Annotated in this window: 13 protein-coding genes; 3 read left to right on the top strand and 10 right to left on the bottom strand. The window is 66.2% G+C overall.

Annotated features, from left to right (window positions below):
* Window positions 1-185 precede the first annotated feature (185 nt).
* The gene (locus FV242_RS30105) at window positions 186-617 is read right to left on the bottom strand and encodes a cupin domain-containing protein (RefSeq protein WP_147941480.1); all 432 of its coding nucleotides are present in this window, start codon (window positions 615-617) and stop codon (window positions 186-188) included.
* Window positions 618-700: 83 nt separating this feature from the next.
* Between FV242_RS30105 and FV242_RS30100 the strand changes: the two genes are divergently transcribed.
* Window positions 701-1,324: a ribonuclease D gene (locus FV242_RS30100; RefSeq protein WP_147941479.1), complete on the top strand. Its 624-nt coding sequence runs from the start codon at window positions 701-703 to the stop codon at window positions 1,322-1,324.
* 166 nt (window positions 1,325-1,490) lie between these two features.
* Here the strand turns inward: FV242_RS30100 and FV242_RS30095 are convergent, their stop codons facing one another.
* The 6 genes from FV242_RS30095 to glnA all read right to left on the bottom strand — a co-directional run bounded on the left by FV242_RS30095 (window position 1,491) and on the right by glnA (window position 5,432).
* Entirely contained in the window at window positions 1,491-2,129 is a 639-nt protein-coding gene (locus FV242_RS30095) for a VOC family protein (protein ID WP_147941478.1), read from the bottom strand.
* Window positions 2,130-2,169: 40 nt separating this feature from the next.
* On the bottom strand, window positions 2,170-2,328 hold the full coding sequence (locus FV242_RS34920) for a hypothetical protein (RefSeq protein ID WP_187193412.1): 159 nt from the start codon (window positions 2,326-2,328) through the stop codon (window positions 2,170-2,172).
* A 192-nt stretch (window positions 2,329-2,520) separates the two neighbouring features.
* Complete coding sequence (locus tag FV242_RS35895) at window positions 2,521-2,913, bottom strand: hypothetical protein (RefSeq protein ID WP_246692956.1); 393 nt, start codon at window positions 2,911-2,913, stop codon at window positions 2,521-2,523.
* Window positions 2,914-2,931: 18 nt separating this feature from the next.
* Window positions 2,932-3,207: a hypothetical protein gene (locus FV242_RS30085; protein ID WP_147941477.1), complete on the bottom strand. Its 276-nt coding sequence runs from the start codon at window positions 3,205-3,207 to the stop codon at window positions 2,932-2,934.
* A 1-nt stretch (window position 3,208) separates the two neighbouring features.
* On the bottom strand, window positions 3,209-3,583 hold the full coding sequence (locus tag FV242_RS30080; protein WP_281407121.1) for an RNase A-like domain-containing protein: 375 nt from the start codon (window positions 3,581-3,583) through the stop codon (window positions 3,209-3,211).
* Between the two features lie 439 nt (window positions 3,584-4,022).
* Window positions 4,023-5,432 carry a type I glutamate--ammonia ligase gene (glnA, locus tag FV242_RS30075; RefSeq protein WP_147941475.1) on the bottom strand — a complete coding sequence of 470 codons (1,410 nt, stop codon included), beginning with the start codon at window positions 5,430-5,432 and terminating at the stop codon, window positions 4,023-4,025.
* A gap of 341 nt (window positions 5,433-5,773) precedes the next feature.
* Between glnA and FV242_RS30070 the strand changes: the two genes are divergently transcribed.
* Entirely contained in the window at window positions 5,774-6,808 is a 1,035-nt protein-coding gene (locus FV242_RS30070; protein ID WP_147910537.1) for a glutamine synthetase beta-grasp domain-containing protein, read from the top strand.
* A 75-nt stretch (window positions 6,809-6,883) separates the two neighbouring features.
* Here FV242_RS30070 and FV242_RS30065 read toward each other — a convergent pair whose 3' ends face one another.
* The gene (locus FV242_RS30065; RefSeq protein ID WP_147941474.1) at window positions 6,884-7,060 is read right to left on the bottom strand and encodes a DUF2735 domain-containing protein; all 177 of its coding nucleotides are present in this window, start codon (window positions 7,058-7,060) and stop codon (window positions 6,884-6,886) included.
* A gap of 237 nt (window positions 7,061-7,297) precedes the next feature.
* Window positions 7,298-7,636 (bottom strand): P-II family nitrogen regulator, encoded by a 339-nt coding sequence (locus tag FV242_RS30060; protein WP_003600526.1) that lies wholly within the window; start codon window positions 7,634-7,636, stop codon window positions 7,298-7,300.
* Between the two features lie 194 nt (window positions 7,637-7,830).
* On the opposite strand from FV242_RS30060, the gene FV242_RS30055 reads away from it, so the two are divergent.
* The gene (locus FV242_RS30055; protein ID WP_187278618.1) at window positions 7,831-9,333 is read left to right on the top strand and encodes an NAD(P)H-hydrate dehydratase; all 1,503 of its coding nucleotides are present in this window, start codon (window positions 7,831-7,833) and stop codon (window positions 9,331-9,333) included.
* A gap of 15 nt (window positions 9,334-9,348) precedes the next feature.
* Here FV242_RS30055 and FV242_RS30050 read toward each other — a convergent pair.
* Window positions 9,349-10,669, bottom strand: a 1,321-nt coding sequence (locus FV242_RS30050) for a multicopper oxidase family protein (protein WP_147941472.1), incomplete at its 5' end; no start/stop codon positions are given.

Here is a 10,669-nt window from a genome sequence, read left to right as displayed (position 1 = left end):
TCAGGGGGGCGGGCATGGCGCGGGCGGCTGCGAGAGGTCGGGCGTTATCGCACCGGCACCGCGATCGGCCAAGGCGGCGCGGGCGCACGGGATGGGCCTCCGTTCCAACCCGTGCGCCGGCAGCGATGTCTCGGCCGAAGCGGTCGTCGCCCTGATTGCGGTCCAGTGCCGGTCGCGCCCGGACGCTAGCCCCTCGGCGTCGGCCGCCAGTCGGGCGATGCCATCTCGAAGCCGGAGAAGTCGAAGCCCGGCGAGACCGTGCAGCCCACGAGCGTCCAGGCGCCGAGGCTGGTGGCGGTCTGCCAATGGCCGGCCGGCACCACGCATTGCGGGCGCTGCCCGGCGGCGAGGTCGGGTCCGAGATGCTGGGCGGTGGCGTCGTGGCCGTTCGGGCTCGTGGTGATCACCAGCGGCGCGCCGGCATGCCAGTGCCAGATCTCGGTGGCGTCCACGCGGTGCCAGGCCGAGGCCTCGCCGATGTCGAGCAAAAAATAGATCGCGGTGCCGACCGAGCGGCCGTCCACCATGCGCGGATCGCGGAAGGTCTCGCGGTAATGCCCGCCCTCCGGATGGGGTTTGAGGCCCAGGGTCGCGATCACCTCGGCTGCTGTCGTCATTCGCCTCTCCGCGTGCCGCGCCGGCGGCTTGCCGGCACTTGGCGCCGATGGTACCGGCGCAACACTCTCAAGGTCCCAAAAAAATGCCGAGCCCGATCGTACGCCTCCACCGTGGCGACCTGCCCGCCGATTACGATGCGGGCCGGGCGGTGGCCATCGACACCGAGACGCTCGGCCTCAACCCGCACCGGGACCGGCTCTGCGTGGTGCAGATCTCAACGGGGGACGGCACGGCCGACGTAGTCCAGATCCCGCAGGACGGGCCGGAGCCGGTCGTGCTCAAGCGCCTCCTGGCGGATCCCGAAGTCCTGAAGATCTTCCACTTCGCCCGGTTCGACGTGGCGGTGCTGTTCAAGGCGTTCGGCGTAATGCCGGCGCCGGTCTACTGCACCAAGATCGCCTCGAAGCTCGCCCGCACTTACACCGACCGCCACGGGCTCAAGGACGTGGTCCGCGAGCTGGTGGGCGTCGATCTCTCCAAGCAGCAGCAATCCTCCGATTGGGGCGCCGAGACTCTGACGCAGGCCCAGCAGGATTACGCGGCCTCGGACGTGCTCCATCTCCACGCCGCCCGGGAGCGGCTCGACGCGATGCTGGCTCGGGAGGGCCGCACCGATCTCGCCGCCGCCTGCTTCGCGTTCCTGCCGACCCGCGCCCGGCTCGACCTCGACGGCTGGCCGGAGACCGACATCTTCGCGCACACCTGAGCAATGGCGCCCGGTCCCCGGGCGGCGATTCCTGTGCAGAACGGGGCTTTCCGTCACCGCAGCGCGATGGGGGACTACTAGGTTTCCTGCGCCGGGGCTCGCGAGTCGCGGCCAGGCCCTCCTCGCCGGTCATCCACCCGATGAGGCCGGCCGGGAGGGCCCGTCCTCAGGTCAGCGTGCGCGAGCCGGACGGCGTCGCGATCCGGGCGGTGTAGCGCGGGACCGGGCCGGGGACGATCTGCGGCGGGTCGATGAGGCCGAGCCCCGCCAGCCGGGCCGCCGTCGCGTCCGGGTCCGGGTGCTCCAGCTTGAAATCCGCGAGACGTGCCCCAAGATCCGGCATCGTTTCGGCCGGGTGCGGACGGCGGCCCCAATCCATCGCGTAGGGCGCGGCGCCGTCCGCCGGCCAGGTCCCGTCCGGGCGCAGGCCGAAGCGCCACGACAGCGCGCCCCGGGTCAGCGTCGCCGCCGCGCCGAGTAGGTCGGGATGGGCGGCGAGCAGGGTGTCGAGGTCGTCGGTGCGGGCGACGAAGCCGCGCAGCCGCCGGCCGGCCTCCCACTCCGCCCGCACCCGCGCGGCCTCGCCGAGGCCGAACCAGCGGGCGCGCGCCGGAGGCGCTGCCTCGGGATCGACGGCGATCACTTCGAGGAACGTCGATGCGCCGAGGCGCAGCAGGTGGTTGCGGGTGCCCATTTCGGGATGGCGCCCGCCTTCCGGCATGTCGAGGCCGAGGCAGTCGCGGACATGGGCCACGCCCTCCGCGAGATCGGGGGCCACGACGACGAGGTGGTCGAGGGTGAGCATGCGTGCATCCGCCGCTTTGAACGATCGAGACTGCCGCGTGTCACAAGCTCTTCCGCTGGTCGAGATGAACCTGGATAAGGAAGCGCCGAAGGTCCTCCGGATCACGTAAGTGCAAGTCGATGCAGGCGGTGGCCCAGAGTTTTATCCCTTCCTTCGGTGTCAGGTCGCTCTCCAGCACCGCGCCTTTGAAATCGTGCAAGCAGCTCGATCCTCGCCCTTGAAGCAGCCGAGAATCGCGGCGGTGGCTTCCTCGGACGACGCGTCCTGATCGTCGATGCTCTAATTGAACCGCTCACCGAAGTGGATGAATTCCGGTGTGGCGGGCATCCGTCCCGATTCCCGCCGCGCCCGGTTCCGCAGCTTGCTCTGCCGGCTCACGACTGCTTTCGCGTCACAATCTGTCTCGCACTCTCTTGAGGAAGGCTCGGAGTCCGGCGCCATCATAGAATACGATGTCTGCCTCCGACGACCACCACAGCTTTCGCAGTTCCTCGTCCGAGACATCATCCTGCGTGAGGGTGTCAAGATAGGCCTTCAGGTGGCCTCGTTCGGTGTCGTCCTTGAAAGGGGAAAGGATCCATTGAATGATCGCGTCTTCAGTCGAAAAATCATCCATAAGATATTGATGGAATTGACGTGTGAATGTGTCAAATTCTGACGATTTTACCAACGGACGTGAAGCCGATTGGATAATGATTTCAGGGCGGAGGGCTTGTTTTAAAATATCGCCTTCAGCAGTATTTTGCGACATAAGTACGATAATTGGAAAAAACGACATAATCATTTTCAGATCTCTTAGTAATCACAATCGGTCACGAATCTTATTCAAGAACAATCTCAGTGGAGGCGCGGAATGGAACAACCACTGCGCTTTCGAGTCGTTCCAGATACCTAATAATTCCTTGTCGTCGAAATCGTCGCTGGCGATAAGAGAGAGATAGCCACGCAAAGATAAGCGGCGCTCTTGCGAAAACGGCTCTATGGCAAATTGCAATAATTCCGCCTCGGTGCTGAAAATGCGATCGACGTCTTGAAAAAAGCGTTCGGTTAATTCGTCAAACTCGGGATGTGTAGACATTTCAATCTCCTTCATTGTAAGGAAATGCCGATTGTACGTGATAACCTCGCGATGACCGCCGATCGCGGACTATATATATGGCAACGCCATACGTATTTCTCATGTACATCACGCCATCTTTGGTAATGTATGCCTCGCGGCCGGTTCGATATCCGAACCGCGTTGTAAAGTAGGCGCGATCTTTCTCCCCAGACGCCACTTCATCAACGCGCTGCGCGTTGATTTCTAACGTTCGGGTGACGAGATCGTTAGCTGACTCTCGGGAGTCAAACGAGCCGTCGCGTTGCAGTCCACCATGGGCCAACAGGTTTCCCCATTGGCTCTTCCGCACGCGTTCCATCATCTCTTCGTCGGTCTTTCCGACGTGTGAATCAATTGTATGCCCCCAAATTTTTCCTCTTCTTCTTCTAAAAATACATTATATTGGTATTTATCTTTGTCGCTGACATTATATATGCGCGCTGTGTTGTCGTTCTCAGACCGAACTGAACCGTCGTCACTCGTCCACTGTCCCCCGTCCGGATGCCCAGCGGGGACCCGCGGCTGGCCGGGATTGTAGGCCCGAAGGATGAGGCCAAGTCGAAGCAGCTTCACCTCAACACTGAGAGCTGCCAGCTGCCACCGGAACCGGGTGACGACGATCTCTTTCGTGACCATGAATCACCCCGCCTGCGAGCGGGTCATTCATAGGCTAATAATCTTATGTGTCAAGCGTGTTCTTGCTTTGTTCGAAACTGACTTTGGAGCGGGCGACGGGCGCTTCCACCTCACCTCTCACAGCCGGGGCCGGGCTTCGCGCCCGGCCCCCCCTCACATCACAGCGAGTAGTACTGCACGAACTCGATCGGGTGCGGGGTCATCTCGTAGCGCAGCACCTCGGTCATCTTCAACTCGATGAACGAGTCGATCTGGTCGTCCGTGAACACGCCGCCCTCCTTGAGGAAGGTGCGGTCCTTGTCGAGGCTGGTGAGCGCCTCGCGAAGCGAGCCGCACACGGTCGGGATCTGCTTCAGCTCCTTCGGCGGCAGCTCGTACAGGTCCTTGTCCATCGCCGGGCCCGGGTCGATCTTGTTGCGGATGCCGTCGAGGCCGGCCATCAGCAGGGCCGAGAAGGCCAGGTAGGGGTTGGCCATCGGGTCGGGGAAGCGGACCTCGACGCGCTTGGCGTTCGGGCTCTTGGTCCACGGGATCCGGCAGGAGGCCGAGCGGTTGCGCGCCGAGTAGGCGAGCAGCACCGGCGCCTCGTAGCCCGGCACCAGCCGCTTGTAGGAGTTGGTCGACGGGTTGGTGAAGGCGTTGAGCGCCTTGGCGTGCCGGATGATGCCGCCGATGTACCAGAGGCATTCCTGGCTGAGCCCGGCATACTTGTCGCCGGCGAAGACCGGCTTGCCGTCCTTCCAGATGGACTGGTGGACGTGCATCCCCGAGCCGTTGTCGCCGAAGACGGGCTTGGGCATGAACGTCGCCGACTTGCCGTAGCTCTGGGCGACGTTGTGGATGCAGTACTTGTAGATCTGCATGTGGTCGGCGAGCTTGGTCAGCACGTCGAACTTCATGCCGAGCTCGTGCTGGGCGCTGGCCACCTCGTGGTGGTGCTTCTCGACCTTCACGCCCATGGACTGCATCGCGGCCAGCATCTCGCCGCGCATGTCCTGGGCCGAATCCTGCGGCGGGACCGGGAAGTAGCCGCCCTTGGTCTGGACCCGGTGTCCGAGGTTGCCGCCCTCGTAATCGGTGAAGCCGTTGGTCGGCAGCTCGGTCGAGTCGAGCTCGAAGCCGGTGCGGTAGGGGTCGGCGGCGAACTTCACGTCGTCGAACACGAAGAACTCGGCCTCGGGGCCGACATTGATCGTGTCGCCGATCCCGGTCTGCTGCAGGTAGGCCTCGGCGCGCTTGGCGGTGCCGCGGGGATCGCGGGAATAGGGCTCGCCGGTGGCGGGCTCGAGCACGTCGCAGATGATCGACAGGGTCGAGGCCGAGAAGAACGGGTCGAGGCAGGCGGTGGACGGGTCCGGCATCAGCAGCATGTCGGACTCGTTGATCGCCTTCCAGCCCGCGATCGACGAGCCGTCGAACATCGTGCCTTCGGCGAAGATCTCATCGTCGATCAAGGAGACGTCGAACGTGACGTGCTGCCACTTGCCGCGCGGGTCGGTGAACCGGAAGTCCACGTAGCGTACGTCGTTGTCCCGGATGGTCTTCAGAACCTCGGCCGCAGTCGTCATCGTGGGCATCCTCCAGGAAAGGCGTCGGGGATTCTCGCTCGGGGCGGCCGTCGTCGGGTCGGGCCGCACCGGCCGAGCCGCTTGATATCCGTCGCGCGCGCGCGTTGCCACCCGCGGACGGGCGAAATCGCCCATGGAACGAGACGTTTGGCTCTTTCTCGGAGCAAGCCTCTCGATTCTGTGATTGCCTATCCGCGCAATCACCACCCATCGAAGGCGGTCGAAGACAGTCCTGGCATGCTCCATGCAAAGGCGGCAGCGGCCGTCGAGATGGCGGCATGCCGTTCGCGTCGCCTGGGGGTTGACCGGGTCGCGCATCGACAACGGACGAGAGAACCGGAATGACGAAATATAAGCTCGAGTATATATGGCTCGACGGGTATACGCCGGTCCCGAACCTGCGCGGTAAGACGCAGATCAAGGAATTCGACAGCTTCCCGACCCTCGATCAACTTCCGATGTGGGGCTTCGACGGCTCGTCCACGAAGCAGGCCGAGGGCGGCAGCTCCGACTGCATGCTCAAGCCCGTGCGCCACTTCCCCGACCCGGCCCGCAAGAACGGCGTCCTGGTCCTGTGCGAAGTGATGATGCCGGACGGCAAGACCCCGCACGAGTCGAACAAGCGCGCGACCATCCTGGACGATGCCGGCGCCTGGTTCGGCTTCGAGCAGGAGTACTTCCTGTACAAGGACGGCCGCCCGCTCGGCTTCCCGGCCAGCGGCTTCCCGGCCCCGCAGGGCCCCTACTACACCGGTGTCGGCTATTCGAACGTCGGCGACGTCGCCCGCAAGATCGTCGAGGAGCACCTCGACCTCTGCCTCGACGCCGGCATCAACCACGAGGGCATCAACGCCGAGGTGGCCAAGGGCCAGTGGGAATTCCAGATCTTCGGCAAGGGCTCCAAGAAGGCCGCCGATGAGATGTGGATGGCCCGCTACCTGCTGCAGCGGCTCTGCGAGTCCTACGGCATCGACGTCGAGTACCATTGCAAGCCGCTCGGCGACACCGACTGGAACGGGTCGGGCATGCATTGCAACTTCTCGACCGCGTTCATGCGCGAGCACGGTGGCAAGGCCTATTTCGAAGCGCTCATGGAGGCGTTCAAGACCAACCGCGAGGATCACATCGCCGTCTATGGCCCGGACAACCACATGCGGCTGACCGGCAAGCACGAGACCGCCTCGATCCACGAGTTCTCGTACGGCGTGGCCGACCGCGGCGCCTCGATCCGCGTGCCCCACTCCTTCGTGAACAGCAGCTACAAGGGCTACTTGGAGGATCGCCGCCCAAACTCGCAGGGCGACCCCTACCAGATCGCCTCGCAGGTGCTGAAGACGATCTCTTCGGTGCCGACCGAGGCCGCCGTCGCAGCCTGAGGCGGACCGAAAGCCAAGAGCTTTCGACGTCGAGCAATCCCCGGAGCCGGGCCCTCGCGCCCGGCTTCGCCGTTTTCAGGTCCGGCGCGGGCGCTCGTCGTCGCGGATCGCGGCCTCGTGGTACCAGGCGCCGCCGAAGCTCGGCATCGGCGCAGGTTTGGCCTTCTCGGCCGCCCGCGGCGCCGGTCGGGCGCGCCGGAACGCCGACAATTCGTAGATCTTGGCGGTCTCGCGCCCGTCGGTTCCGGCCATCACATGGTCCTCCTGAGTGGGATCGAAGCGGCCGATCCGGCCGCGCGATCCCGAGGATGTGGGGTTGCCGGCCCAACACTCCATGCCCCGGCACGTCGATGCCGGACATTCGTGCAGCGTGAATTCTTAGGCAGGATGGTGGCGGGACAGGAAGCACAAGTTCGCGGCGCGGGAATGCTGATCGTTCCCGTGATCAAGGCGTAAGATCCGCGGGCTGGACGCCGCGCGGATCAGCCTTCAGATCGCGTCGGTGCCAGTCTCGCCGGTGCGGATGCGGATCGCTTCTTCGATCGTCGAGACGAAGATCTTGCCGTCGCCGATGCGCCCGGTCTGGGCCGACTTGCGGATCGCTTCCACGGCGCCCTCGACGAGGGCGTCCGACAGCACGATCTCCAGCTTCACCTTGGGCAGGAAGTCGACCACGTATTCGGCGCCGCGGTACAGCTCCGTATGGCCCTTCTGACGGCCAAAACCCTTTGCCTCGATGACGGTGATGCCCTGGAGGCCGACCTCCTGGAGCGCCTCCTTCACCTCGTCGAGCTTGAAAGGCTTGATGATCGCTTCGATCTTCTTCATGCCGCTCGGGCCTGCGCTGCGCTGCCGGATATTTCTAACATCGTCGGGAAGCCTCCGCCACGCCGATTTCGCGACGGGCATCACGTTAATGCCCATTCGGAGCGCAAGCTACGCACATCCTTCGGGCTTTCGATGATTTTCTGGCGCATTTTTAATCAAAGGTGTTCGGTGCACGGGCAGACGTGGGGATGAGCATGCGAGTGCTGACGGTGGCGGCGATGCGCCGGGTCGATGCGGCGGCCATCGACTGCGGTATTCCTGGCTTTCGACTGATGGAGGCCGCTGGTGCCGTGGTGGCCGCCCGCGCCGCGGCCCGGTTGCCCGATGGCGGACGGGCCGTCGTGCTGTGCGGGCCCGGCAACAATGGCGGCGACGGGTTCGTCGCCGCGCGGCTGCTGGCGGAACGCGGCTACCGGATCGAACTGTGCGTCCTCGGCGATCGCTCCGCCCTAACAGGTGATGCAGCCCTCGCGGCCGAGGCCTGGACCGGCCCCGTGCATCCAGCCACGGCCGACGCACTGCCCTCCGGCGACCTCGTGATCGACGCGCTGTTCGGAGCCGGCCTGTCGCGCGACCTCGACGGTGCCGCCCGTGCCCTGGTCGAGGCCGTGAATGCCGGTGGCTGCCCGGTGCTGGCCGTGGACGTCCCGAGCGGCGTGGACGGCGACACCGGCGCCGTACGCGGCGTCGCGATCCGCGCCGTGGAGACCGTGACCTTCGTCGCGTTCAAGCCGGGGCATCTGCTTCAGCCCGGGCGGGGCCTGTGCGGGCACCGGCACCTGGCCGATATCGGGGCGGGTGAAGCAGCCTTGGCGATCGGCCTCGCAGCGGCCGAGCCGGCGCTCTACCGGAACGGGCCGGATCTGTGGGTACGGGTGTTCCCACGCCTAACCGGCGAGAGCCATAAATACACCCGCGGGCACGCGTTGGTTCTGTCCGGGCCCGCCACCAAGACCGGTGCGGCCCGGCTCGCCGCCAGGGGCGCCCTGCGGGTCGGGGCCGGCCTGGTCACGCTCGCGTCCCCCACGGCTGCGCTGGCGGAGAACGCCGCCCAGCTCACCGCCATCATGCTGCGTCCCTGCGAGACCGCCGACGACCTCGACGACCTGCTCACCGATGAGCGCCTCAACGTCGTGCTGGCCGGTCCGGGCCTTGGGATCGGCGAGCCGACCCGCGAGCGGGTTGCGGTGGCGGCGGCCGCCGGGCGCAGCCTAGTCCTGGATGCCGACGCGTTGACCAGCTTCTCGGGGCAGGCCCCTTTGCTGGCCGCCCATATCGCGGACGGGGAATCGCACGCCGTGCTCACCCCCCACGAGGGCGAGTTCGCGCGGCTGTTCGGCGGCACGGACGCCACCACCGAGGGCGCCGACAAGGTCGCCCGCACCCGCGCCGCCGCCGCACTCACCGGTGCCGTCGTCGTGCTGAAAGGATCCGATACCGTGATCGCGAGCCCGGACGGCCGGGCGACGATCAACGATCACGGCACCCCGTATCTCGGCACGGCCGGATCGGGTGATGTGCTCGGCGGCCTGATCGCCGGGTTGCTGGCGCAGGGCATGCCGCCCTTCGAGGCCGCCGCAGCCGCCGTCTGGCTCCACGGCGATGCCGGCCTGCGCCACGGCCCGGGCCTGATCGCCGAGGACATTCCCGAACTGATGCCCGCTGTCCTCAGTGGTCTCCTCGACGCTGCCCCGTAGGGAACGGGCTGCCGTTCAGGTGACCTCGAACAGGGTCCACAGGCCGGTGTCGAACCGCTCCAGCACCGTGGCGCTGATCAGCCAGCGCCCCGGATTGTCGGCCAGGAAGCCGATGCGGGCGGTCCGGCCTTCCAGAAGCTGGAACGTGTCGAGCCAGTAGGGCTCCCAGCCGTCGTCGAGGGGATGGAGAAGCCGGAAGCAATGGCCGTGCAGGTGCAGGGCCTGCGGGAAGCCGGTCTCGTTGCGCAGGGCCAGAACCACGACCTGCCCGCGCTTCACCGTGAAGATCGGCTGGAGGCCCGTTGTGGCGCTGGCCCCGTTCACCGCCCAGATCTTCTGGGGATCGCCGGTATAGACCGGCTCCGGCGCCGGCTTGTCCTTTCCGGCATCCTTGGCGGCCTTCGGGACGATCGCGCCGCCGGTGATCACCACGTCCCGCCGCAGGGCGTTCTGGAGCTTGATCTCCGCGGGCAGGCGCTTGTTCTCGCCGATCGGGCCGATCGGCGGCCGCTTGTCGGCGATCGGGGTCCCCTTCGTGGTGACGGTGGCCAGGGTCAGGCCCTGTCCGACCAGCGCGATGATCGAGCACACGGCGCCTTCGGTCTCGGGCAGGTCGACCATCAGGTCGTAGCGGGTGCCCGGAGGGAACGGCAGGGTCGCCCGCAGGGGCTCGAACGTGTCGGTCGGCTGCCCGTCCACCGCCGCCACGTAGACCTTCACGCCTTCGAACCGGAGCCGGGTTCCGCGAGCGTTGCAGGCATTGCCGAGCCGCAGGCGGACGCGCGCGCCCGGACGCGCTTCGAACGTGTCCGGAACGGGCTTGCCGTTGACGGTCACGAGATTGCCGAGCCGTCCGTTCGCCGCTGCGAACTGAACCTGACCGAACGGCATCACGCTGGCGTCGTCTTCCAGCCGCCAATCTTGCATCACCAGGCCGACGTCTGCATCGACCAGCGGCGGGGTCGCCTCCTCGACCACCAGCATGCCGGCGAGACCCCGGCCGGACGGCTCGCTCGCTCCGCCGACCACGAGGGGGCGGATCAGGAAGGTGCCGGCGTCGGGAGGCGTGAACTGGTAAAGAAAGCTGCCGCCGGGCGGGATCGGCGCCTGGGTGACGCCGCCGACGCCGTCCATCGCGTTGACGTTGCGCACCCCGTGCCAATGGAGCGAGAGCGGCTTGTCGGTGCGGTTCTCGATCTTGAGCCGGACCGGCTGACCGATCTTGACCCGGACCAGCGGGGGCAGGGCCTTGCCGTCGAAACACCAGACCGGTGTCTCGGCCGCGGGCTCGGGCCGCAGACGGGTCTTGCCCGGGGCGGCCGGCAGGGCGGGGGGC

The sequence above is a fragment of the Methylobacterium sp. WL64 genome, from assembly GCF_008039945.1.
In the GTDB taxonomy this organism is placed as follows: Bacteria; Pseudomonadota; Alphaproteobacteria; order Rhizobiales; family Beijerinckiaceae; genus Methylobacterium.
This window is presented reverse-complemented; position numbering and strand designations above follow the sequence as displayed.